Here is a 24,970-nt window from a genome sequence, read left to right as displayed (position 1 = left end):
AAAGCCCAGTTAAACAACTGGGCTCTTCTTTTTAGTCCGTTGTTAAAAAGAATTATACCTTTTTAAATAGCAACGAGCCATTAGTACCACCAAAACCAAATGAATTACATAGTGCGTAATCCAATTTAGCATCACGTGCAGTATGCGGTACGTAGTCTAAATCACAGCCTTCATCTGGGTTATCAAGGTTGATTGTAGGGCTTACTTTCTGGTCAACAAGTGACAAGATAGTAATGATCGACTCTACCGAGCCTGCTGCACCTAACAAGTGACCCATCATTGATTTAGATGAACTTACCATCACATCTTTCGCTGCATCGCCAAAAATAGTTTTAACAGCTGATGTTTCGGCTTTATCGCCTGCATTAGTCGATGTACCGTGAGCATTAATGTAACCAACTTGGTCTGCATTAACTTGTGCATCGTTTAGGGCATTTTCCATCGCTAGAGCTGCGCCTGCACCGTCTTCAGGTGGAGACGTCATGTGATAAGCATCGCCACTCATACCAAAACCAACGAGTTCAGCGTAGATTTTCGCGCCACGTGCTTTAGCATGCTCATATTCTTCAAGTACGATAACACCTGCACCATCAGCAAGAACAAAACCGTCACGGTCTTTATCCCAAGGACGAGATGCTGCTTGTGGATCGTCGTTACGAGTTGATAATGCACGTGCTGCATTAAAGCCACCCATACCAATTGGTGTCGATGCTTTTTCAGCACCACCGGCTACCATTGCATCTGCATCGCCGTATGCAATCATACGTGCAGCATGACCAATGTTATGTAGACCTGTAGTACAGGCTGTAACGATTGAAATATTAGGGCCACGTAAACCGTGCATAATCGATAAATGACCAGAAATCATATTGATAATGGTCGAAGGCACGTAAAACGGAGAAAGCTTACGCGGGCCGCTATTTAATAGTTTGATGTGGTTTTCTTCAATTAAAGTTAAACCACCGATGCCAGAACCCACTGCTACACCAACACGAGTGGCGTTTTCTTCAGTGATCTCTAGACCAGAATCTTGTAGTGCTTGTACACCCGCTGCAATGCCATATTGGATAAACAAATCCATTTTCTTTGCATCTTTCGGTGACATGTAAGCTGATGCATCAAAGTCATTCAGCAAACCTGCGAATTTGGTGCCGAAACTTGAGGTATCGAAATGCGTGATAGTTTGAATACCACTTTTACCGTTTAACAAACCTTGCCAAGTAGATTCAACATCATTACCTAGCGGTGTCAACATTCCTAAGCCAGTTACGACGACTCGACGTTTAGCCACGGGTTGCCTCCAATAAGGGAATTATTTTAGGTGGGGTGTATACCAAATTTATTAGTATCATTCTATAGATAGACTAAGGGCAGCTTAATGCTGCCCTTAAAATCAAAATGCGTAAAATTACTCAGCGTGAGCTGTAACGTAATCGATCGCAGCTTGAACTGTAGTGATCTTTTCAGCTTCTTCGTCTGGGATCTCAGTGTCGAACTCTTCTTCAAGAGCCATTACTAGTTCTACAGTGTCAAGTGAATCAGCACCTAAGTCGTCAACGAAAGAAGCTTCATGTTTTACTTCTTCTTCTTTAACACCTAGTTGCTCAATAATAATTTTCTTTACGCGTTCTTGGATGTCGCTCATTCTTCTTTCCTTTATTAAAAACGCCAATGCGTTATTTTCAGATTGCGGCGTAGTTTACGCCGCATAATTCTGTGATTCAAGGATTTGCTGATAATTACTTATCTGGTCAAACCTCTCGAATAGTATTTGTTCATTTATCGCTTATTTTAATAGCGAATTCAAGTATGTTTAAAGCAAGATCACAAAAAATTCAACAATTTTCGATAATCTTTCGTTAGCAAATTTTTGCTAACTTTCATTAAACCATGTACATCGCGCCATTTACGTGCAATGTTTCGCCTGATACATACGCAGCAGCGTCAGATGCTAAATAACATACCGCAGCAGCGATTTCTTCAGGTTGGCCTAAACGCCCTGCAGGTACATTTGCAAGCGTAGCTGCTTTTTGGTCTTCAGTCAGCTCATCTGTCATATCTGTTTGGATAAAACCAGGTGCAACAACGTTCACTGTAATGCCACGTGATGCCACTTCGCGTGCTAATGACTTAGTAAAACCAATTACACCCGCTTTCGCTGCAGCATAGTTAGCTTGACCCGCATTACCCATAGTGCCCACAACAGAACCGATATTAATGATACGGCCATTTTTCTTTTTCATCATAGGGCGTAAAACAGCCTTAGATAAACGGAAAATTGAGCTTAGGTTAGTATCGATGATGTCATCCCACTCACCGTCTTTCATACGCATTAATAAGTTATCGCGAGTAATACCCGCATTGTTAACTAATACGTCGATATCGCCTAAATCAGCCTTGATCGCAGCAAGTGTCGCCTCAATCGATTCAGGATCTGTAACGTTAAGGGCATAACCTTTACCGTTGTCACCTAGGTATTCACTGATTTTAGCAGCACCTGATTCGCTTGTAGCAGTACCCGCTACTTTTGCACCTTGTGCAACTAGCGTATTTGCAATCGCTTTACCAATACCACGGCTTGCACCAGTGATTAGGACAACCTTGCCCTCAAGAGAAAATAAATTTGTCATTCTATTCCTACTTATTTCGCTTCATCAATAGCAGCTTGCGTATTAACCGCACCACATACCATTGCTTTATCAATTCGTTTAGCAAGACCCGTTAATACTTTACCTGGGCCAAACTCATAGCTTTGTGTGATACCTTGAGCAACTAATGCTTGTACAGTTTCAGTCCAGCGAACTGGGCTGTAAAGTTGACGTACTAATGCATCTTTAATTGCTTCACTTGATTGCTCAGCTTTTACATCAACGTTGTTGATTACATCACACTTAGGTGTATTAAATGTTAAAGCGGCTAAATCAGCAGCTAATTTCTCAGCAGCTGGTTTCATTAGTTCACAGTGAGAAGGTACGCTTACTGCAAGTGGTAAAGCACGTTTAGCACCTGCTTCTTTACATGCTTCTGATGCACGCTCAACTGCCGCTTTGTGGCCAGCGATAACAACCTGACCTGGTGAGTTGTAGTTTACTGGTGAAACAACTTCACCATTTGCTGATGCTTCACACGCTGCTTTGATTTCGTCGTCACCTAAGCCGATGATTGCAGCCATAGAACCAACACCCGCAGGTACTGCTTCTTGCATATATAAACCACGATTTTCTACTAGTTTAACTGCTTCGCTTAAGCTTACAACGCCAGCACAAACTAATGCTGAATACTCGCCTAAACTGTGACCAGCCATAACAACATCGGCATCAGGGTTTGCGTCTAACCATTGACGGTAAATAGCAACACTAGCAGTAAGAAGTGCTGGTTGTGTACGATGGGTTTGATTTAATTCTTCTTCTGGACCATTTAGTACAAGTGCAGCTAGATCATAGCCAAGAGCTTCAGATGCTTCAGCGAATGTTGCTTTAGCAATTTGTGAATCAGCTAATAGTTCAGATAACATGCCCACAGTTTGTGAGCCTTGACCTGGAAATACGAGTGCAATTTTATGTGCCATACTTTGCTCTTATAATTAAACAAAAAAATATTCTGTAGCAGGCAGCATAACAAGTTTTAGATATGCTGCACTACTTTGTTGTTGGATGTGTTTGCTCAAAAATCGCAGCGATTTTTTCAGGGAGTTGGCGTTCGACTTCCCGCGCGGCTTCATCAATAGCAGCATGAAACGCCTTTGGAGAGGCATTGCCATGGCTTTTAACAACAATACCGCGCAATCCTACCAGACTTGCGCCGTTATACTGGTCGGGGTTCACCCGCTTGTAGAGTTTTTTTATCACTGGACGCAATAAAAACGCTAAACTTTTGTATAAGAAATGCTTGTGTAAGGCTTTGGTGAGTTTATGCATGATCAGTTTGGCAATACCTTCACAGGTTTTTAATGCCACATTACCTACAAATCCTTCGCACACAATAACATCGGCTTTACCGCTGAAAATATCACTACCTTCACTGTAACCTGTGTAGTTGAGATATTCACACTGCTGCATTAACTGTGCAGCTTGTTTTATTCCTTCATGCCCTTTGATGTCTTCAGAGCCAATATTCAATAAACTAACTCTTGGGTTATCACACCCAAGTGCCTGCCCTGCTACCACAGAACCCATAATGCCAAATTGATAAAGGGTTTGAGCGTCACAATGCACATTAGCGCCTAAATCAAGTAAATAAACAGGGTTTTTACGTTCGGTTGGAACAGCAGAGATTAATGCAGGACGTTTTACGCCTGGAAGCATCTTTAATACATAATGCGCCATAAAAAATAACGCGCCTGTATTACCAGAGCTTACACACGCTTGCGCTTCACCCGATTTAACTAAATCGAGGGCAACTCGCATTGATGAATCTTTTTTAGAACGAACCGCTGAAGCAGGTTCACACGCATTTGTGACCACTTCGCTACAATGGCGAATAATTAAACGAGGGTGTGAAACAGAATCGAGTGCTTCGAGTTCTTTTAGAATAACTTGCTGATTACCACATAAGATGAGTCTTAAGTTGGTATTAGCATTTACCGCTTGCACGGCAGCGGGGATAGATGAACGGGGGCCGTAATCGCCCCCCATCATATCTAACGCTATGGTTAGATTGGTCAGCATATAGCAATCTCTTAGTTAGAAATTACTTTAACGCCTTTGTAGTAACCGTCAGCAGTTACGTGGTGACGACGGTGAGTCTCACCAGAAACTTGATCTACAGTTAAAGTTGGACCACTGATCGCATCGTGTGAACGGCGCATGCCGCGTCTTGCACGAGACTTTTTGCTTTTTTGTACAGCCATTAGTCTTCTCCTAAGAATCTTTCTTAAGTTGTTTCAAAATATCAAATGGATTTGGTTTGTCATCTTTTGCTGCTAATTTACCAAAGCTAGTAGGCTCTGATGAATAACTGCATGAAGCTTCGTTGTGTGTAGGCACTATTGGAATAGCTAAAATCAGTTCGTCTTCGATTAACTCAAATACGTTGATTTCACCGTTTTCGTCCAGCTCTACTTCATCGTAACCTTCAGGTAGATGATCTGACTCTGCATCCAAACCAATTGGCGAATACACAAAGTCTTGTTCCAAATCCAACCCTAATTCTCCATTACAGCGTTGACAAGTTACAGTTACATGTGTTGATAAGTTACCACTTATTACCACTAAACCTTGCTCGTCAATTTTGCAATGAATCTTTACCGCTATTTCACCTGCTTCCTCCTGCACAACTTGCTCTAAACGAGAAAGTTTTTCAAGCGGGACAATACCGTCATACGTTAAACGATGTTGAGCTGCTTTGCTGGGATGAAGAGTGATGGGAATTTTCACCTTTTGCATAGGGGCTGCATCATATAGATAGTTAGTAAGTTAGTCAAAGTAAAAAACCAATTTTGGTAGGTTTTTAACGATCTTCTGCTTTGTTTTCGGATTCATTGTGGCTTATCCTTGGCAAAATACAATTTTCATCCAGAATTTATTATGAAACCAACACTTATATTAGCGTCAAGCTCACCATTTAGACAGCAATTATTAACTAAGTTTAACTTACCTTTTCAAAGTTTTTCTCCAGATATTGATGAGTCCCCTATCGCAGCTGAAACGCCAGAGCAATTAGTTGCTCGTTTAAGCGAACAAAAAGCCCGTGTTGCCAAACAACATTTTAGCGAAGGATTGGTGATCGGCTCTGATCAAGTTGCGGTATTCAACGATACAATTTTAGGTAAACCTCATACTAAAGAGAATGCCATTAAGCAGCTTTCATCGTTTAGTGGCCATACAGTGACCTTTTTAACGGGTTTAAGTGTATTTGATATACAAAGCGATAAAGCAATTACCACCGTGGTGCCATTTGATGTGACATTTAAAGCAATCACACTTGAACAGATCAACGCTTATTGCGATGCAGAGCAGCCATACAACTGTGCAGGTAGCTTTAAAAGTGAAGGATTAGGCATCTGTTTATTTGAAAAGCTCAGTGGCGATGACCCTAATACATTGATAGGCCTGCCACTGATCACATTAACTAAAGTGCTGGCTGAGTTTGGTGTTGACGTGTTAGCGCTGCAAGGGACGTAGTTAAAACCTGCAAAAGTTGTTGGTATGAATCAACAACACATAACGGCGTATGTTGTTGCAACTGCGCCGGGCTATGAGCACCAAAACTCACTCCAATACAAGCAATACCTGCGGCATTAGCCATTGCCATATCGAGTTGGCTATCGCCAATCATCACAGCATCACTTTTTGCGATGCCCTGCTCACGTAAAATTTGCTCAAGCATATCTGGAGAGGGTTTCGACTCAGCATCGTCAGAGCATTTTACATTCAAAAAGTACTTCCCAAGGCCTGACTCATTTAGAAGCCTATCGATGCCTTCACGTCCTTTACCGGTAGCCACAGCCAATTGTATACCTGCATCACTTAACTGCTTTAAAACGGATTCTACATCTTTAAATAAAGGTGTAGGTGTAACATCTAACTCACGGTACTGTGCTTTGTAACCTGCAACGAGTTCATCGCTTAAATGTAAATGCGCCGGAAAAAGCACTTCAGTGGCTTTTGCCAGCGATAAACCAATAACGTCTTTTGCTTGTTGCTCTGTTGGAACAGGAATACCTAAGTCTCGCGCAGTATTTCGCAAGCAGGTAACAATTTTTGGCACAGAGTCCATCACAGTGCCATCCCAATCAAAAATAACCAGCTTAAACTTGTTCATTATCGGCACGTAGCTTTTTGATACAGTTTTGAAGTGCATTATCGAGTGGCGCTTCAACATGCATGGTTGTTTCATTTTTAGGGTGCATAAAACGTAAATCGTGGGCATGTAAAAACAAACGATTTAAACCAGTCAGCTTATTTACGTATTGATCAAACTCTGCAACGCCATATTTATCATCACACGCAATTGGATGACCTTTACATTGCGTATGTACACGAATTTGGTGAGTACGCCCTGTTACCGGCGACGCTTGCACTAATGAGCACTCAGCATATCGCTCAAGCACACGAAAACGCGTGTGTGATGGTTTACCTTCGGTATTATCAACACGAACCACACGCTCACCAGACTTCAAGGTGTTTTTACGAAGTCCTTCGGTAACGTTTTTCGTTTTAGAATCCCATTGACCATCAACTAATGCCCAATAGTTTTTCTCCATGGTTTTTTCACGTAACTGTTTATGTAAATCAGTTAACACTGAACGACGTTTAGAAATAAGCAAGCAACCTGATGTGTCACGGTCTAGGCGGTGTACAAGCTCTAAACTACGCTCTTCAGGGCGAAGTACGCGAAGTGCTTCGATTAAGCCATAACTTAGGCCACTGCCACCATGCACAGCCATACCCGAAGGCTTGTTGATCACCATTAAATACTTGTCTTCAAACAAAATGGCGTCTTCAAGTTGTTTTACTTTATCGAGTTTTTTTGGCACAAACTCTTCTTTTTCGGCCACTTTAATAGGTGGAATACGAACCACATCATTAAGTTGTAGTTTGTAGACAGGTTTTATGCGTTTTTTATTTACTCGCACTTCGCCTTTACGAAGGATTTTATAAACTGCACTTTTAGGCACACCTTTTAGGTGAGTAATAAGAAAGTTATCAATACGTTGACCTAGATGGTCTTCACCTATGGTAACAAACGAAACTTGTAAGCCGGTTTTTTCTGACATTGCCTAATCACTGATTTAAGTAAATAATTTAGTTGCTAACGCGACTGTAATAGTGGGATAATCACCGTCGCGAACATAAAGTTTGCAAGTAACAACGGTGCTTTTATCACATTAATACATTCGTGAAGCATATTCTGGGTTGCCGATCATACAGATCCGCGCTAAGTTTTCCAAAGCTTTTATAATTACCCAGCCAACACGAGCGTTCAATTATCGGCGATGCGCGTAATATATTGCCTGAATAATTTGAGCACGAATGTTGATTAATGAACATAAAAAGCAATTGAACAAGATAAATTGACTGATAGTGACGACGTAGCAACGTCATTCAGAAGCAGCTGTTGTAGCAAGACATTGAATAAAAATTTGAACATGGTCGACTTCGGGACAAAACTCGTAAATTAAAACCGCAGAATTGGCGGCAGTTTTGACACCTATAAGAATTTAATAACGTGAGAACATGTTATTGTCAGCCACACTTAGTGATGCTCAATGTAAGCAAACAACTTCAGGTTTTGACTTTACCCAGTCGTGAGACTGCACAAAAACAACCGTCAGAAACCACTGAACAGACGAGTTTATATCGTCATGTCAGCGACAGAATTAGTAGAGTAACAATATGAAACGTATGCTAATCAATGCGACGCAGCAAGAAGAAATGCGCGTTGCACTGGTTGATGGCCAGCGCCTGTATGATTTAGACATAGAGAGCCCAGGTCACGAACAAAAAAAAGCAAATATTTACAAGGGTAAAATTACCCGTATCGAACCGTCACTAGAAGCTGCCTTTGTTGATTATGGCGCTGAGAGACACGGTTTCCTTCCTCTCAAAGAAATAGCTCGCACCTACTTCCCACAAGGCTATACATTCCAAGGTCGTCCAAATATCCGTGACGTGATCAAAGAAGGCCAAGAAGTAATTGTGCAAGTTGATAAAGAAGAGCGTGGCCAAAAAGGCGCTGCGTTAACGACTTTTATCAGCGTTGCAGGTAGCTATTTAGTACTTATGCCTAACAACCCTCGTGCCGGTGGTATTTCTCGCCGTATCGAAGGTGATGAGCGTACTGAACTTAAAGAAGCACTAAGCCGTTTAGAACTACCTAAAGGTATGGGCTTAATTGTTCGTACTGCAGGTGTTGGTAAATCATTTGAAGAACTAGAGTACGACTTAAAAGCACTATTAGTGCATTGGCAAGCGATTCAGCAAGCTGCTGATAGCGGCCCTGCTCCGTTCTTAATTCACCAAGAAAGTAACGTAATTTTCCGCGCAATCCGTGACTATTTACGTCGTGATATTGGTGAAATTTTAATTGATAAAGCACGCGTATTTGAAGAAGCGAAAGCGCATATTGAGCGTTTCCGTCCAGATTTCATGAGCCGCGTTAAGCTTTATCAGGGCGATGTACCACTATTCACCCACTACCAAATTGAAAGCCAAATTGAGTCAGCTTTCCAACGTGAAGTTCGCTTACCATCAGGTGGTTCAATTGTAATTGACCCAACTGAAGCGCTTACATCTATCGATATCAACTCATCTAAAGCCACTAAAGGCGGTGATATCGAAGAAACAGCACTTAATACAAACTTAGAAGCGGCAGACGAAATTGCTCGTCAATTACGTTTACGTGACTTAGGTGGTCTTATTGTTATCGACTTCATCGATATGACTCCACCACGCCACCAACGCGAAGTAGAGAATCGTTTAAAAGACGCTGCTCGCCCTGACCGTGCCCGTGTACAGATTGGTAAGATCTCACGCTTTGGTCTGCTTGAAATGTCGCGTCAGCGCTTACGCCCTTCATTAGGTGAAGCAAGCCAAGGTCCATGTCCTCGTTGTAATGGTCAAGGTACAATTCGTTCTAACGAATCAATTGCACTGTCTATCCTTCGTTTAATCGAAGAAGAAGCAATTAAAGACAACACATCACAAGTAAATGCACAGGTGCCTGTGGCTGTTGCCGCTTACCTATTAAACGAAAAACGTCGTAGTGTGCAACGCATCGAAAAGCGCCATAACGTTGATGTTGTGATCATTCCTAATCAACACATGGAAACGCCACATTACGAAGTAGTTCGCTTACGTAAAGACGAAACAATCGAAACAGTAAGCTACGAGCAAGTTGTTGCTCCTGAGCCAGAAGCATTTGAAATGGCTAAAGCCCCTTCAGCACCAGTTCGTGAAGAGCCGGTTCTTAAAGGTGTTGTTATGCCTACTACACCTGCACCTCAAGCTGCACCAAAAGCTGAGCAAACGACTCCTGCGGCTAAAAAGTCAGACGGTGGATTATTTGCTGCTATTGGTAAGTTCTTCAAGTCGTTATTCAGCAATGCCGAAGAAGAAGCTGAAAAAGAGCAAGAAGAGAAAAAAGCAGCACAAAGACGTAGCAATAATCGTCGCAACAACGACAACCGTCGCCGTAGCAACAACCAGCGCCGTCGCAACTCTCGTAATAAACGTCCTGACGATGCACAAGCTAAAGAAGAAAACACAAGTACTTCGAATAAGCCTGAGCAAAAAGAAGGTAACGAGAATCGCAACAAACGTCGTCGTAATTCTAACAACAGAAAACGTAATGAAAAACGTAATGATGATGTAGAACAAACGAATAAAGACACTGCACCAGAGACGAAATCTGAGCAACCAAAGGAAACTAAACCTAAGGTTCGTCGTCAACGTCGCAACTTACGCAAAAAAGTTCGCGTAACAGATGAAAGCGCAGATGAAGCAAAAGCAGTACAAACAACTGAAACAACTGAGCAAGCACCTAAAGCTGAAAAACCAGCTAAGCCTGCAAAAGAAAAAGTAGCAGTTGAAACTGAACAATCAGAACAGCCTGTTGCTGAAAAGCAAGTACCTGCAGAACCAGTAAAAGCTGACGCTGAGCCTAAACAAGCAGAGCAAACTGAATCGGTAGTTGAATCATCAACTGATGAAGAACAAGCTCAACCTCGTACACGCTCTCGTCGTTCACCTCGCCACTTACGTGCTGCTGGTCAACGTCGCCGTCGCCCTGAGCATGATGAAAAATCGAGTGATGAGAAAACTGATGCGCCAGCATTTATTCCAGTTGCCGACCAAGCTGCTGCTGAATATGAAGCTGAGCTAAAAGCAAAACAAGCTCAAACTGAAGAACCAGCAAAAGCTGAAGAATCAGTTCAAGTTGAAGAACCAGCAAAAACTGTAGAACCAGCAAAAACTGAAGAACCAGCAAAAACTGAAGAACCAGCAAAAGCTGAAGAGCCAGTGAAAGCTGAAGAGCCAGTGAAAGCTGAAGAACCAGTGAAAGCTGAGGAACCAGTTAAAACTGAAGAATCAGTTAAAACTGAAGAACCAGTACAAGCTGAAGAGCCAGTACAAGCTGAAGAGCCAGTACAAGCTGAAGAACCAGTAAAAGCTGAAGAACCAGTACAAGCTGAAGAACCAGCAAAAGCTGAAGAGCCAGTGAAAGCTGAAGAGCCAGTGAAAGCTGAAGAACCAGTGAAAGCTGAGGAACCAGTTAAAACTGAAGAATCAGTTAAAACTGAAGAACCAGTAAAAGCTGAAGAACCTGCTAAAAATGAAAAAACTGTTTTAGTAAAAGGTTCAGCAAGCGCTGCAATGGCAAAACCTACGCCAGTTGCAGATAGTGAGCCAGAGCCAACGCCAGCGGCTATGGCGCATGACAAGCGTACAGCTATTCCAGATAGCGGCCTTCGTGCAGGTTCAATTAAACCTGCTGGCAGAGCCCGTGCTGATATGGCAAAAACCTTAGCGGTTGATTAATTTACTCGCTTAATAATAAAGCCGCGTTTATAACGCGGCTTTTTTGTATGTATTCTTATAAAGCAATATCTTGTGTACCTAGGTGATTGGCATAGCCGCCTACAAGCACTTTGCTTACCCCCTGCTCATCCGAAAAAACACTGGCTGAAATATGTGAACTGCACCCCATTGCTCGGCCTTGTTCAAACATAAAATGGTTTTCTTGCTGTACAAATACGTGTTTTGATAAATAGCATGCAAGCGCGCCACTTGCGCTACCGGTTGCTGACTCTTCGGGTATACCAACCAAAGGCGCAAAGTTACGACAACTTGCGGTCAGCTCACTTTGCTCTTCACATAATTCAAAGGCATGCACACCAATCACATTATGCTGTTTGCAGAACTCGCTAAGCGCTGCCTCATCAATAACAATTTTATCTAAGTAGCCATTCGGTACAGCGACTATAATATCTGGCAATCCTGTAGTTATTACATCGATTGGCAAGCCTGTTTCTACCAGAGTCGTTTCATCAAGCCCTAGTAAGCCTGCAAGGTCATCATAAGCAAAGTTGCCAAGGTACTTTGGTAAGGCTTGCTCCATGGTAATTTGACCATCTGCGGCAATTGTTACACCTAACAAGCCCGCTTTTGTTCGTTGAGTGTAATAACCTGGTTTTAATAACCCTTGTTCGAAGAGCGTAGCAAACACCGCTAGGGTTGCATGGCCACAAAAATCAACTTCTTCAGTTGTCGTAAAAAATGATACAGCAAAGTCAACTTCATGATCTTGCGCCACAAATGCGGTTTCTGAAAAATCTATTTCTTTTGCAATCGTCAGTTTTTCAGCGCTGGTGAGTTTATCTGCATTCAAAACGACACCTGCTGGGTTCCCGCCTGTATTATTTGCACTAAACGAGTTAACTAAAAATGCGGTTATTGTCATTATTGAGTGCCTTGGATTAAATTAAACTCATAAAACAACATGCCATTTTCCTTAGATGCTTGCTCTTCAAAAGCCAACTTTTTTAAAAGTTTAATTGATGGGACATTTGACTCATCAACACCTGCGATGAGCTTATGCCAGTGTGACTGAGTGCTAGCCAGATTGATAAAACCCTGCAATAACTCAAATGCAAGACCCTGCCCCCAATATTGCTCAGCTAACAAATAACCAATATGAGCATCATGGTTTTCGGTATAGATAAATAAAAGCCCAACAACATCTTGATGTTGAGATTGCAGCATTAATAAGCGGCACTCGTTAAGCATGTTAGCCAACCACTTTTCTGCAGCAGCTATAGAATCTATCCCCTGAAAATAACCAGGTAAATTAGCAATTACAGCGGGGGTAAATATCGCCGGCAAGGCAATCGTCAATTGATGATGCTCAACCATTGACGAGCTTGCGTCTATTTCAATCACATTTAATCTTTTTGTAGTGAAAGATAAATTCATTTTTCATCACTCAGAAAAGCATTAGTTAAGCCATTTATTTGAAACAATTAAGATTGCAACACTAACGCTTATTACAGCAAATAAAAGACCAATAATCAGTTGCTGGTATGCAATGAAGATCGAAAACCCAATAGCGGCACCGATACAAAAAAGTAGCCCAGTATTAGCTTTGTTACGTTTTATCATGGTCGTGTCCCTTATTTAGCTATTGCTTTATTCCTAGTACTCATTTTTTACATTACTTCTGCCCTAAATATCCATGTTGCTGCAAGGCAAAATTATTAAATGAAGTTACTTTTCTATGACCTCTAGTACATCGTATTCATATTTTGAAATTTTTATTGCATAGGATTTACTGCGCCACTTACTTCTCGACTCAGCGGATATATTTGCATGATCTAGCGTTGTTTTAATCATAAGTAAGAATGAATCATCATGTTCTACAAAACTAACGTATTGCCAGCCTTTGGATTTTGGTAATTCAAATAAGGCTGGAACTTCGTAAAGATCGCCTGTATTTACTGATATGAATAACCTAGCATTTGGGCAAGTTTGATATTCACCATCACATTCAGTCTGCGACTCCCAGCTTTGAATGACCCTAATTTGCGGGAAAGATTTATTCTTATAAAGCACTTCCATAGAAGAAAGTATAAAGCTAAGTTCAGTATTAGACAGCTTCTGAACCGATTTAGCCTGAAAGCTTGACGCAAGCATTAACAACACAAGAATCCTGTACTTCATATAATCAACCTTGTTATTCGGTATTCATTACTGTTTCGGTAAGTCAGGGTCGAGTTTCCCGCCTTCGTTGATATATGTGCTGTCTTTTATCAATTCCGACAAGTACCCGGCATAGCCTTTTAACTCAGGATCAGTCACTGATTTCAATGCTGTTTCCAAATCGTCTAAGTAACCTACATGTTTATTTTGCTCTGCAAACTGCTTTGAGTAGTTAGTCGCCAAATAAAGATATTCAAGTTGTTTATATCCATTTAAATCTCCATTAAGGGAATGTTGAATATCTTTAAATGCTCTAGCTCGATAGCTATTTGCCTTATCAAGGTTGCCTAAAGACTGCTGCCAACGAGCAAGGATCCTTAGCAACTTATTTTTAAAAAATTCATCTTTTTCGCGAAGTGCGTAAGTTTGCTCGAGCAAAGCTATCTTTTGCTCGAGAGTTGGCTTCGAAATGTGTTGAGACGCAAGAAATTCCGTTATTCTCTCAATTTCTGCAGGTTTAAGTTCGTCAAAATCACCAATTAAAGCTATAAAACCCGATGTTTCGCAATACCAAATGCCATTTCTATCCGTATGTGGCCAAAACACCTGGTCATATTTTGATGGCCAACTGTAAATATAACCACCATAGCTTGCAGGCTCAGCAACCGCACATTTTGCCCCCTTGACTATTGGGTCATCTACTTCTAACTCTCCCCAAGTTGTTGAGTTAGCAAAAGACGATAAAGCCAAAAAAGCCACCGATAACTGTTTTTTCATAAAAACTCCCTTATAAACACCTTTAAAGATTTGATGAGTAGTTACTTCTTCACGATATTCACTAAAACGTTTCAAAATCAGTTAAGGGGTTATAATTGTCATTATAATTTTCAGCTGGTTGGTTTTGTGGATTAATTACCACTTGCCTGAGGCCTCCTGAGGGCATGCATTTTTTATCTCTGTGACAAGTTTTCTTTGCTGAGCCGTCGGTTCACCTTCGACATTAGCTACCTCATCGACGAGAGAACAAATTGAAGCTGCTTGATCTTTTGTTACTTTATCTAAGCATCGCTCAATTACTTTGTGAGGTTTATCGTAAACGTCGCTAGTATGCCCTAATAAATGCGTACTTGAGCGTAATAAATCAGTTGCTTCTTTCATAGTTAAATGAAATTCGCTGTTAAAAAGAGCTAGAATTTTTTCTTTTTGTTCTTTACTCATTTCACCGTCTATTTTGGCCACTGCGACCATATATAACGCAGCTACATCCATGGGTGAATCTAACTTAAATGCAGGATTTAAATCATGGTGTTTCCTGAATTTACGACGTCGGTACCAGCTAAAAGGATTCAACCAACCAATATCTATCCCCCCTTCTTGAAGTCGATTCAGTAACACCAAAATGGTCACTACAATACCTAAAACACCTAATACAACATGCATAATTTTTCCTTATTTTTATTGCAGTCTATTGTTATTTATATTTTTTAAATTCTTCAGCCGTAAAATTACTTTTAAATGTAAAAGCATTGGGTGTGTCGCCGCTTTCTCGCAGATACTGCAACCTCTCTAATGCCTCTTGGGGGGTTGGAATATGGTTATCTTCAATCCACCATAAAACATAGCTATCTTCTGCTAAGCGGTGAAACCATTCGCCTTTTCTGCGCATGAAATCTCTGTGATGTGTGCGAAACATAAAATTTTTAAGATCTTCAACGCTTTCCCACACAGACATATTGATTATCATATTCGGATCATCAAACAATTTAATATTGGTGGCATCGCCTGATTCGTCTTTTAATCGCCATACAAAACCTGCACTGTTTTCAGCAACGCCATTTATTAAATCAAGATTATCAACAAAATCTTTTATTTCAGGGGCATCCAATGGATATTTAGCAAGAGCAATATTTAGTTGGGCAAGTTTCATTTATGACTCTCCTTAGCCATCGGGGGAATTTGTACCTTTAATGTCTTAAAACTAAGCGATACTGAAGGAAAAGAAAAGCATTATTACGCCTTCCACTATTCGAATTTTTATATTAACCATGCTTAAAACCATCAGTAGATGTTTTACTAAATCAATGATGGCAAATGGAACTACTTTATCTAATCTCCGCCACCGCAATCACCGCCGCCGTCAGAACATGAACTGTCTGATAAACTAAAGCTACTCCCTGTGGAGGAGCTTCCACTTGATGGCGATTTTCTAGAAATGCCTATCCCTAATAACAAAATACCCACGACCAGGGCTGGCCATGCAAAAGCTAAATGATGATCATTAAAAATATTAACAATACCAATCACAATTAAAAATATGGCTAAAACAATCATACTGAATATCCTTTTACTATTTTGAAGCTTAGAAAACATCGTTGCTAATTTCTCTATAAAAGCAAAGAAAATATTAGAAGTAAATTTTTACTTTAGCTTAGGTAAATCGAGTTGAAATTCTAGAGCTGTAAATTCACCTCTAGTGTAAGGCCCTAAACCGAAATGTATTTATCGTTTGACGCAATGTTTCTTCCTGTAGTGATTGTGTTTTCAAGCACCTAAAACTAAAAAGCCCAGCAAGTGCTGGGCTATAAAAAGAGTATTTATCAGCTTATCGCTTAAAACTTAGAGCTTTAAGCTTAAGCAAGATTAACTTTCGTCTTGCTCCATAAAGCGCTGAAGCTGGTCTTTAAGATTTGGTGGAATACCTTTGATCACCAGTGTATCGGTTGCTTCGTTATACATGACGCGCTCACCTAAGTGTTTACGTTCAAAGCTCACGCTAACACCGCCGCCCATGCCAGAGAACTTCACCATGCTAGTGACTGTTTTCTTATCAACAGGGAACGACTCTTCTAAGTCATAGCTTTGCTCTTGGCAGAAGCTTTCAAATGGGCTGTCGTCATTTTTCGATAAGGTTGCAGAAAGTTCTTTAACGTTGGCATCTTCACCTGTGGTTACGCAATCATTACAGTAATCAAAAACTTGCTTACGTAGCTCATCTTTCTCTGACTTGTCGTATTGTTGCTCAGATAAATAGTCTTCTACAGCACTAAGCATAACTTGGCTTTGCTGTTTAGGATCAATGCCCTCTTCGCAGCCTAAAAAGTCTAAAAAGAAGTCAGCCACTTTTCGACCTGCACGACCTTTAATAAACGACACATAGCGATTATCTTCTGGTTGCGTATCCCACGCAGTTAAATCGACACGTGCAGCTAGTTGCATACGCGAAATATCTAAGTGACGAGATGAAGCTAAATCAAGCTCAGAAGTAATTGAGTAATGCTCTTTAATATTGATCATCGCAATTAACAAGAAGTCACTTGCAACATATTGATAATGGCAAAAAACTAAATAACCCGTTTCATTAAAGGCATACTTATTTAACTCTTCTTTTAGCACATTTGTTGCTTGCTCTGTCATGTGCCAAAAACCAAGTTCGTCGTTACGGTAACTTTGCATTGCCGAAGCAACAATGCTGTTTTTCTCGCCGCTGAATGCACAATAGCCTTTACCTGGCTTACCATTATATGCATGGTGTAGCTGCTCTATAAAAACGGCTACTTTATCGTTAACAACCATCTCATCATTGCGTAAATGAATATCTGTATCGTCATCTTTTTTGTCTACATAATGAACGACTAATTTTTTAACATCTATTGTCATCTTTGTTTTTCACGCCTCTGGTGTTAAAATACGGGAATATAACTCTTTTTATCGAACCAACTGATGCCTATCATATCAAAATATTCTAATGAGCAAGTAGAACAAATCGTTGATCAGCTGATTGATGTACTAACAGAGCACAAAGCGCCTGTTGATTTAAGCCTTATGTGTTTAGGAAATTCTATCACGCATATTTTAAAAGAGCATGTACCATCAGAGAAAAGACAAGCTGTTGCCGACAACTTTGCAAAAGCATTAGCACAGTCGGTTAAATAAGATTTATGAATTTATCGCAACAAAGTCAGTTTTCTTCAAAAGTAAGTCAGCTTTTAAGTTGGGGCCATTGGTTCACCTTTGCAAACATAGGTTTAGTGCTATTTATTAGCTTAAGCTACTTAGTTGCAGACAGTGCACCGACAACCTTCATGGGCTATTTATACATGCTCGTGACCTGGTTAAGCCACACCAGCTTTATTACTTTTATTGCCTTTGTTTTAACGATATTTCCATTAAGCTTAGTGTTTCCATACCCTCGGCATATCCGGGGGATGGCAGCCATTATTGCAACCCTCGGTGCGTCATTCTTAACGCTTGATGCCTATGTTTATTTTAACTTGGGCTATCACTTAAATACGTCTGCTCTACCTGAAATCGTTTCTTTGTTGTGGCACCGTTTAACAAGCTCACCGGCATTAACAACAATTCTTGCGGGCGGCATTGTGCTGCTAATTTTAGCGTTCCAATTATTAGTCAGTAACTACACCTGGCACCACTTGGCGCGTTTAAAGCAATATAAGTTCCCGCGCTATGCAACCAGCACAATTTTAGTGTGTTTTGCACTTAGCCACAGTATTCATATTTGGGCAGATGCCAATTTAAAGTTTGATATCACTAAACAAGATAATGTATTGCCGTTGTCTTACCCTACAACAGCTAAAAGCTTATTAGCTAAAAACGATTTACTAGATCTAGAAAGCTACAAAGAAGCACACGATGTGAGGCTTGACCCACATAATATTGATTACTTAGCTCCTACTCCACTTGCCGAGTGCAAAGCTGAGTCGAGTGCGGCTATCGATATTTTAATATTTGAAAATAATGCTGACCTTGAGCAATTTGTTGCCACTGAGCCTGCATTACGTAAGACAGACTTGTTCTTACAACCTGTAGAAACAGAAGATACGTTATTTAGTTTAGTGTATGGCCTGCCAGCATTTTACAAAGCCCCTATTCTAGACAAACAGCAACTGCCTGTGTGGCTTGCTGATAATCGCTCAATTCAAATTAATGGTTTTGAGCAATTCGAATTTATTAATAACGACGACCAAAACCCAGCGGTTCGCCTTGTACGTGCAGACGCCACAACACAAGCACGTGAATCTGCTAATGCTGTGTTTGCCTTTAGTCTTACACAGCAGAGCAATGGTATTGTTACAGCTTCTCGTTTATACAGCTCAGATAAAAAAGTTGTACAAACCGAAGGCCTTATTCAACCAAGTGATATTATCGCCACCAGCGTGGGGCATTACCTTGGTTGTAAAACACTCGCAAAACAAAGCATGTTGGGTAGTAACTTATACAAACGCCATGACGACACCGGTGTTAACTACTCGCAGAATGTATTTATCGCATTCAAGAAAGACAGAATTACCCTGATTGATTCAGACGGTAACTTTAAAAACATTTCAGCAGCACAAGGCTTTGCCATTGAACAAGGGCTCGATATTCCGTTCTTAGTGCAAAGCATTAAAAAGCTGAAACGATATACGCCCTAGCGCTTATTGATAAATCAATATTTCGAGCTAGCTTTAGATATTAGACACCTTATTTGATTAGGAGACACGGACGTCATGAAAGCCATAATCATTTATCTAATATCGCTTACACTAGTTTGTTTTACCAACACATCTCTTGCTGCCACCACAGAATACTATAAATGTGTCACAGACAGAGGCACGGTATTTAGTGAGTTCCCCTGTGGTAGCCGTGCAACCAAGCACAAAATTCAAGTAACCGATCCAGACTTACAAGCTCCGCAAAACTTTGTTAAAGAGCTCAACGAGCTTGAGCGCCAGCAAATTATCAGAAACCTCGAAGCTGAAATTCGCAGCTATAAACACCGTTTAGATATTTTAAGCCGTGATCGAGACCGAGCTCAGTACCAGCAAGAGCAGCGCTTAAACCGAATTTTGTCTGACAAAGAAGCAAAGCAAATTAGTAAAGACATTAAAAAGCAGCTAAAAGCAATTAACAAGCAATACGGGCGCGACGTAAAAAGTGTTAATAAAAAACTCGCAAAACTTGAGAAAAAACTCGCTCGCTATAATTAAATACACTTTACTATTGGGTTTGTAGAATAAATAACATATTCTTAACACCAATAGAGTTATTGCTCTATGTTGGTATTAGTAAGGAGTTTATATGCAGCCACAACACATTGCAGAGTTAATTTTATCTGGGTTTCGCAATCACTATAAACTCTTTCAAGCAATTACAGCCAAAGCACCACTTGCGTTTGCACATCGAGATTGGCAAAAAATAAATGAGATTAGCAAACTCAGAATTAGCCATTACGATGATCGGGTTAACGAAACCATTGCTAAGCTCAAGTCGCTCAACGAACAGCAAATTATTACCTTAGATCAAACCTGCTGGCTCGAAACCAAACAGCTCTATCAGCAATTTTTGCGCTTTCACCCTCAGGCAGAACTTGCCGAAACCTTTTACAACTCTGTTTTTTGTCGTTTATTTCATCGTCGTTATTTTAATAATGACTTTATCTTTGTAAAAGCGACGCTTGCAGATGCCCCCGCACTACCAATGGAAGTTGAATACCGCAGTTACCACCCTGTTGTTGATGGCTTAAGACCCACGATACGCAAAATTATTAATCAGTTTGATTTTAAAGCGCCCTTTGTTGATTTAGAACGCGATATTCGCTTGCTGGTAAAAGCCTTTTATAAACAAGCGCCCGATACACATCACCAAGCATGGCAAATGCGCTTTGATATACTGCAAGCCCCGTTTTACCGAAACAAAGCGGCTTATATTGTTGGCCGCGTGGTGTCAGAAAGTGGCGTACAGCCATTTATTATTGCGGTGTTACACCATGAAGACAAAGGGCTATACCTTGATGCCCTACTCACCAAATCATCGCAAATGCGGGTTATCTTTGGTTTTGCCCGTGCTTATTTTATGGTTGAAACCCATGCGCCATCAGCGTTAGTACGCTTTTTAAATCAACTTATGCCAAACAAGACCCTGGCAGAGCTTTACAATGCAATAGGCTTTCATAAACAAGGTAAGACCGAGTTTTACCGAGAGTTTTTAAGTCATTTAGATCATTCAAACGATCAGCTTGTAATTGCCCCTGGTACACCGGGTATGGTGATGATGGTATTTACCCTGCCTTCGTTTGGCTATGTATTTAAAGTCATTAAAGACACCTTTGGTGAAAGCAAACCTTTTGGCCGCGATACCGTATTAAAACGCTATCAATTAGTAAAAAGCCATGACCGTGTTGGCCGCATGGCCGACACCATAGAGTATTCGAACGTCGTATTTCCACTAGCCCGATTTGATAGTAAATTACTTGCAGAGTTACATAAAACCATTGGTTCTTCGATGATTATTGAAGGCGAATGGTTAATCATCAAGCATTTGTATATAGAAAGACGCATGACACCGTTAAATCTCTATCTTGAAAATGCCAGTGAACAACAAGCGTTTGAAGCAATAGAAGAATATGGCCAAGCTTTAAAAGAAATGATCGCCGTAAATATTTTCCCAGGCGACATGCTGTTGAAAAACTTTGGGGTAAGTAAACATAATCGCATTATTTTTTACGACTATGATGAAGTTCAGTACCTAACAGACATGAACTTTCGCGCCTTACCAAAAGCAAAGTCGTACGATGATTACTTAACCAATGAGCAAAGTTACTCTGTGGCACCACAAGATGTGTTTCCAGAGCAATTATGTACCTTTGTGACAGCAAATCCGGTGTATAAGCAATATTTATTGAGTACACACCCAGAGCTTGAAGATCCAGCCTATTGGCGACAAGCACAATACAATTATAAGCAAGGTGTAGTTAGCCACATTTATCCATACCCTGCTGCACAACGATTTATCCATTATTGGTAAACACCAAGGACACACAATGAATATAAGTAAAATAGATTTAAACTTACTTGTTTACCTAGATACTTTACTAAGGGAGTGTAATGTAACTAAAGCTGCTAACCAGCTAAGCATTACCCAACCTGCCATGAGTAATGGCCTAAAAAGACTCCGTAATTTATTCAACGACCCTATTTTAGTGCGTACCAGCGAAGGTATGGTACCAACTGAGCGCGCAAAAGAATTACAGCCGGTGATCCGCGGCATTTTAATGACCCTTGAAGAAACACTTGCACCAAACCGCGAATTTGAAGCATCACAAAGTAAACGTGTTTTTCGTATCATGGCCAGTGACTACGCAGCAAGCACTCTTGCCCCACGCTTATTAAGTAAATTACACGAAGAAGCCCCCGATACTACACTCGATATTTTGACCCCAAGTGATGTTACCTTCCACGATGTTGAAAACGGTAAGGTAGATATGGCTATCAACCGCTTTGAAAACTTACCGCAATCGTTTCACTATAAACAAATATGGAAAGATAGCTTTTGTTGCCTAGTAAAAGCAGATAACCCAATTATCAAAGACTTTAGCCTCGACAGCTATTTAAAAGCACGCCACATCTGGGTAAGTAAAACAGGCTTTGGTGTGGGCGTTGGTATGGACCCTAAAGATGTGCAAAAGCTAGGTTGGGTCGATGAGGCGCTCGCTCACTTTGGTAAACACCGTAATATTGCCACCTTTACCCGTAACTACCATGTAGCTATTCACTTAGCGAAAGAACAAAACTTGGTTGCTACATTACCATCAAAAGCCGCAAATATTTATTTAGACGATCCGGGCCTTAAAATTCTTGAGCCGCCATTCCCTATTCCGCCGTTTGAGCTCGATATGATTTGGAGCCCACTATTACACCGTGATGCAAGCCATATTTGGTTACGCCAAAAGGTTGCCGAAGTAGCCGACGAGCTTAAGTAAGATTTTACCAACCAAATTGTAATTATTGCTGATAAGCAAGGTGTTAGCTTAGCTTATCAGCAGTCCCCCTTCTCTTAAAAACCAATAACCACTTGAAATACAATAACTTTATATTTAAGTAATGAACTGGAATATGCTTTGCAAGTAACTCATTGCATTGTTTTTAATATTCAAAAAGAGGTCATTATGAATACTCATCAAGGACAAGACGTTCATCATATTGCAGATATCATCCAAGTTATGAATAGCGGTATCGATTTTTATGAAAAAGCACAGGAAAAAGTAACCGACCCAAGCATTATTGCCTTATTTCAACGCATGATAGATGCGCGAAAAGTAAGTGTTGAGCGCTTACAACCTTATGCTATTAACGAAAATGGCGAGCGCGAAAATGGCTCTGATTTTGCTGTAGAAGCGCGTAAAGCTTATACATCAGTAATCACCAAACTCGGTGCCGACAAAAATGCCACCTATGTTAGTGAACTTGAAGAAGTTGAAGATAAAACACTAGCCGAAATCAAGCATGCGCTAAAAAAGCCACAACCACATGATTGTGAAGCCGCGTTATCAAAAACCCTGCTGACAATTCAAAGTTGCCATGCTGAAATGAGTAAAATGAAAAAGCATTAAATTGTGAGAGTGCAAAGCCCAGTTAAGCTGGGCTTTTATCTGTTTAGATTTAGATAAGCGGTGGGTAGCACATCTGAGAATTTAACTATAGGTGTGAACATCAATTGAGTGGCATCAACTGACTGATTCACCACCCGAAGTGAGAACTATCCCAAAGTTCCGCTAAGTTCCAACTGCTGACCACCAAGCATGACTAACCAATCAATGTATGAGTTACTCCAAATAAGATTTCAATTATTTCTAGCAATAGACAACTTTAACAATTCATTTTTTAACTGAAGGTAATTACCAGTCAGAAACTCTCCCTGTTTCCAGTACGATTGCGAAGTTTGCACTGACATATTAACTTTTGAGCTTAATTCATCTATGACAGAGTTTAATCGCTCAGTTCCAAACTGTATAGACTCTACACTATGCTTCCTCATATATGCTTCAACATGTTGCTTAATCATAAATTTCGCTGTTAATGGATCGGATTCCTCAAGTGTACAAAAGTCGAAAAAATCTTCTAGTTCTGTTCCAGAAGCCTTACAAACAGCTAATATACTTTCTAAATCTGAAACCCCACAAAAATGTACATTATCTAAAGGTAGTTTTTCTTGAACGACATCATCAATCCGACCTCTGTATTCATCACCGAGGTAAGATGCAAGCTTTATCCCATTTCCAAAATAAAAGTCTTGGTGGGTAATGACTACTGCGTACCTTTTTTCAAATGGTGCTATTTCAACTTCGCTAACTTTAATCAACTTATCAATACATTCAGCTGCTTGTGTAATTCCTTTTAAAATAGTATCTCTAAGTTTATCTTTAATTATGATTTCATTGTCTGTTAAAAGAAGGTCTCGTTTCGGTTCAACTCCTTTAGCATCAAAAAAAATACTCACCTTTTGGTTTGAGTGAAGGAAGTCAACAATTTTTCCTTGTATGTTGTTCTTTTTATAAAGTGCACTAAGTTCTTTTTCTGTTTGAATCGGATAATCAAAATCTTTAAAAAGTGATTCAATATATCGCTCAAAAGCAAATGAAAACTTTTTCCTGAATTTTTCTGGTGATGCCATTTTAAGACTTCTTAATACAAACTCACTAACACCTATCAAAGCAATATAACTATGGGGTGTGCATAATCCTTCAGGTAAAAATATAATTGGCTTTAACAGTAACTTAGGCTCAGCAAAATACTCTTCTCGACTAGCATGCTCGGTATTTGACTGATGCCTTATATCCATTAAAAATTTTTGCAATGAATTAAGGTCACTTCCAATCGAACGTAAAGCTTTCTTAACAAACTCATAGCTAAAACCCGGAACTAAAACTGGAATCAGTTTACTGTAAGAGTAATAAGGCTTTTCATTGTCTTTAAATATTAAGTCGAGGAAAAACGCAAAAACAAAAAACTCATCTAACTCACACTCCGTATGTTTTCTAAACTCTTCTTTAAAGTATGAGCTTGAACTTTTATCACACATCAAAATATAGAGCCGAGCCAGAAAGTAAATGTTTTCGCTTTGATTAGTTTGAAACCTTAACTGTTGAAGAAGCATTATTCGCATAGTTAGCCAAACATTGTTAGATTTACTCAAATCCAAAGCATCCGAACTTACCATCCACAATTTGTCTAAAAGTTTCTGAACATCTCTCGGAGTGGCTTTTTTTGTTGATTTGTTACTCTCCAATTCAAGGGTCCATTCTAGCATTAAGCAAACAATCCATTGACGCATATACGCTTGAGGTTGATTCTTATCTTGGCTATGCAGCCTTTGTATTAGATTCTCGATAATGGATATTTTTGAGAATCTCTGAATCGAATTGCGAATCTGAAATACTTTTTTATCAAATGACAAGTGAATTCTCCGATAAGAAGAGATTTAAATTTTTGCAATTAAAGAAAGTGTTCACCCAAAAAGCTAAAATACTCAAAGAGATTAATGCTAGCATTCGTTAT

At 40.1% G+C, this 24,970-nt stretch carries 27 protein-coding genes; 8 read left to right on the top strand and 19 right to left on the bottom strand.

The genetic code is table 11. The annotated features are described in order from the left end of the window. Positions 1-52: 52 nt before the first annotated feature. From fabF to yceD, 7 genes are all read right to left on the bottom strand, one after another. The gene (fabF, locus tag PASHI_RS08475) at positions 53-1,291 is read right to left on the bottom strand and encodes a beta-ketoacyl-ACP synthase II (protein ID WP_054554715.1); all 1,239 of its coding nucleotides are present in this window, start codon (positions 1,289-1,291) and stop codon (positions 53-55) included. A 117-nt stretch (positions 1,292-1,408) separates the two neighbouring features. Continuing rightward, complete coding sequence (acpP, locus tag PASHI_RS08470) at positions 1,409-1,645, bottom strand: acyl carrier protein (protein ID WP_016707440.1); 237 nt, start codon at positions 1,643-1,645, stop codon at positions 1,409-1,411. Positions 1,646-1,883: 238 nt separating this feature from the next. Beyond that, positions 1,884-2,630 carry a 3-oxoacyl-ACP reductase FabG gene (gene fabG, locus PASHI_RS08465; protein ID WP_054554714.1) on the bottom strand — a complete coding sequence of 249 codons (747 nt, stop codon included), beginning with the start codon at positions 2,628-2,630 and terminating at the stop codon, positions 1,884-1,886. A gap of 11 nt (positions 2,631-2,641) precedes the next feature. Next, complete coding sequence (gene fabD, locus PASHI_RS08460; protein WP_054561366.1) at positions 2,642-3,568, bottom strand: ACP S-malonyltransferase; 927 nt, start codon at positions 3,566-3,568, stop codon at positions 2,642-2,644. A 70-nt stretch (positions 3,569-3,638) separates the two neighbouring features. Next, entirely contained in the window at positions 3,639-4,667 is a 1,029-nt protein-coding gene (gene plsX, locus PASHI_RS08455; RefSeq protein WP_054554712.1) for a phosphate acyltransferase PlsX, read from the bottom strand. Positions 4,668-4,678: 11 nt separating this feature from the next. Then, on the bottom strand, positions 4,679-4,849 hold the full coding sequence (gene rpmF / locus PASHI_RS08450) for a 50S ribosomal protein L32 (protein WP_036967969.1): 171 nt from the start codon (positions 4,847-4,849) through the stop codon (positions 4,679-4,681). Between the two features lie 10 nt (positions 4,850-4,859). Then, complete coding sequence (gene yceD, locus PASHI_RS08445; protein ID WP_054554711.1) at positions 4,860-5,384, bottom strand: 23S rRNA accumulation protein YceD; 525 nt, start codon at positions 5,382-5,384, stop codon at positions 4,860-4,862. Between the two features lie 141 nt (positions 5,385-5,525). On the opposite strand from yceD, the gene PASHI_RS08440 reads away from it, so the two are divergent. Next, positions 5,526-6,122: a Maf family protein gene (locus tag PASHI_RS08440; RefSeq protein ID WP_062565260.1), complete on the top strand. Its 597-nt coding sequence runs from the start codon at positions 5,526-5,528 to the stop codon at positions 6,120-6,122. Here the strand turns inward: PASHI_RS08440 and PASHI_RS08435 are convergent. After that, complete coding sequence (locus PASHI_RS08435; protein ID WP_062565259.1) at positions 6,070-6,762, bottom strand: HAD family hydrolase; 693 nt, start codon at positions 6,760-6,762, stop codon at positions 6,070-6,072. The two genes, PASHI_RS08440 and PASHI_RS08435, sit on opposite strands and share 53 nt — an antisense overlap. Continuing rightward, positions 6,749-7,717 carry a 23S rRNA pseudouridine(955/2504/2580) synthase RluC gene (gene rluC / locus PASHI_RS08430; protein WP_054561362.1) on the bottom strand — a complete coding sequence of 323 codons (969 nt, stop codon included), beginning with the start codon at positions 7,715-7,717 and terminating at the stop codon, positions 6,749-6,751. Before rluC ends, PASHI_RS08435 begins: the two co-directional genes overlap by 14 nt. A 619-nt stretch (positions 7,718-8,336) precedes the next feature. Between rluC and rne the strand changes: the two genes are divergently transcribed. Further along, entirely contained in the window at positions 8,337-11,480 is a 3,144-nt protein-coding gene (gene rne / locus PASHI_RS08425) for a ribonuclease E (protein ID WP_062565258.1), read from the top strand. Between the two features lie 55 nt (positions 11,481-11,535). Here the strand turns inward: rne and PASHI_RS08420 are convergent, their stop codons facing one another. From PASHI_RS08420 to yejK, 9 genes are all read right to left on the bottom strand, one after another. Then, complete coding sequence (locus tag PASHI_RS08420; protein WP_062565257.1) at positions 11,536-12,402, bottom strand: PhzF family phenazine biosynthesis protein; 867 nt, start codon at positions 12,400-12,402, stop codon at positions 11,536-11,538. Beyond that, complete coding sequence (locus PASHI_RS08415) at positions 12,402-12,881, bottom strand: GNAT family N-acetyltransferase (RefSeq protein WP_208855487.1); 480 nt, start codon at positions 12,879-12,881, stop codon at positions 12,402-12,404. Before PASHI_RS08415 ends, PASHI_RS08420 begins: the two co-directional genes overlap by 1 nt. A gap of 54 nt (positions 12,882-12,935) precedes the next feature. After that, positions 12,936-13,100, bottom strand: coding sequence for a hypothetical protein (locus PASHI_RS21990; RefSeq protein WP_156426470.1), 165 nt, complete (start codon positions 13,098-13,100; stop codon positions 12,936-12,938). A gap of 105 nt (positions 13,101-13,205) precedes the next feature. Continuing rightward, complete coding sequence (locus tag PASHI_RS08410) at positions 13,206-13,658, bottom strand: hypothetical protein (RefSeq protein ID WP_062565255.1); 453 nt, start codon at positions 13,656-13,658, stop codon at positions 13,206-13,208. A gap of 27 nt (positions 13,659-13,685) precedes the next feature. Next, the gene (locus PASHI_RS08405; protein ID WP_062565254.1) at positions 13,686-14,414 is read right to left on the bottom strand and encodes a hypothetical protein; all 729 of its coding nucleotides are present in this window, start codon (positions 14,412-14,414) and stop codon (positions 13,686-13,688) included. A gap of 135 nt (positions 14,415-14,549) precedes the next feature. Further along, positions 14,550-15,077 (bottom strand): tellurite resistance TerB family protein, encoded by a 528-nt coding sequence (locus tag PASHI_RS08400; protein WP_062565253.1) that lies wholly within the window; start codon positions 15,075-15,077, stop codon positions 14,550-14,552. Between the two features lie 31 nt (positions 15,078-15,108). Beyond that, complete coding sequence (locus PASHI_RS08395) at positions 15,109-15,564, bottom strand: DUF3291 domain-containing protein (protein ID WP_062565252.1); 456 nt, start codon at positions 15,562-15,564, stop codon at positions 15,109-15,111. Between the two features lie 179 nt (positions 15,565-15,743). Further along, a complete protein-coding gene (locus PASHI_RS08390; protein ID WP_062565251.1) occupies positions 15,744-15,968 on the bottom strand; it encodes a hypothetical protein in 225 nt (74 codons plus the stop codon). A gap of 309 nt (positions 15,969-16,277) precedes the next feature. Beyond that, positions 16,278-17,294 carry a nucleoid-associated protein YejK gene (gene yejK / locus PASHI_RS08385; RefSeq protein ID WP_054554703.1) on the bottom strand — a complete coding sequence of 339 codons (1,017 nt, stop codon included), beginning with the start codon at positions 17,292-17,294 and terminating at the stop codon, positions 16,278-16,280. Between the two features lie 63 nt (positions 17,295-17,357). On the opposite strand from yejK, the gene PASHI_RS08380 reads away from it, so the two are divergent. The 6 genes from PASHI_RS08380 (at position 17,358) to PASHI_RS08355 (ending at position 23,025) form a co-directional block, all read left to right on the top strand. Further along, positions 17,358-17,570: a YejL family protein gene (locus PASHI_RS08380; RefSeq protein WP_036967930.1), complete on the top strand. Its 213-nt coding sequence runs from the start codon at positions 17,358-17,360 to the stop codon at positions 17,568-17,570. A gap of 5 nt (positions 17,571-17,575) precedes the next feature. After that, entirely contained in the window at positions 17,576-19,069 is a 1,494-nt protein-coding gene (locus PASHI_RS08375) for a DUF3413 domain-containing protein (RefSeq protein ID WP_062565250.1), read from the top strand. Between the two features lie 75 nt (positions 19,070-19,144). Then, positions 19,145-19,624 carry a DUF4124 domain-containing protein gene (locus tag PASHI_RS08370; protein WP_062565249.1) on the top strand — a complete coding sequence of 160 codons (480 nt, stop codon included), beginning with the start codon at positions 19,145-19,147 and terminating at the stop codon, positions 19,622-19,624. Between the two features lie 91 nt (positions 19,625-19,715). After that, positions 19,716-21,440 carry a bifunctional isocitrate dehydrogenase kinase/phosphatase gene (aceK, locus tag PASHI_RS08365; protein ID WP_054554699.1) on the top strand — a complete coding sequence of 575 codons (1,725 nt, stop codon included), beginning with the start codon at positions 19,716-19,718 and terminating at the stop codon, positions 21,438-21,440. Positions 21,441-21,456: 16 nt separating this feature from the next. Then, entirely contained in the window at positions 21,457-22,395 is a 939-nt protein-coding gene (locus PASHI_RS08360) for a LysR family transcriptional regulator (RefSeq protein WP_054554698.1), read from the top strand. Between the two features lie 186 nt (positions 22,396-22,581). Then, positions 22,582-23,025 carry a ferritin-like domain-containing protein gene (locus PASHI_RS08355; protein ID WP_058584881.1) on the top strand — a complete coding sequence of 148 codons (444 nt, stop codon included), beginning with the start codon at positions 22,582-22,584 and terminating at the stop codon, positions 23,023-23,025. Positions 23,026-23,255: 230 nt separating this feature from the next. Here PASHI_RS08355 and gapS1 read toward each other — a convergent pair whose 3' ends face one another. Then, positions 23,256-24,869, bottom strand: coding sequence for a GapS1 family protein (gene gapS1, locus PASHI_RS08350; RefSeq protein WP_062565248.1), 1,614 nt, complete (start codon positions 24,867-24,869; stop codon positions 23,256-23,258). Between the last annotated feature and the right edge of the window lie 101 nt (positions 24,870-24,970).

It is taken from the genome of Pseudoalteromonas shioyasakiensis (assembly GCF_001550135.1).
In the GTDB taxonomy this organism is placed as follows: Bacteria; Pseudomonadota; Gammaproteobacteria; order Enterobacterales; family Alteromonadaceae; genus Pseudoalteromonas; species Pseudoalteromonas shioyasakiensis.
Note: the sequence above shows the minus strand (reverse complement) of the source record. Positions and strands in the feature narration are given on the sequence as shown.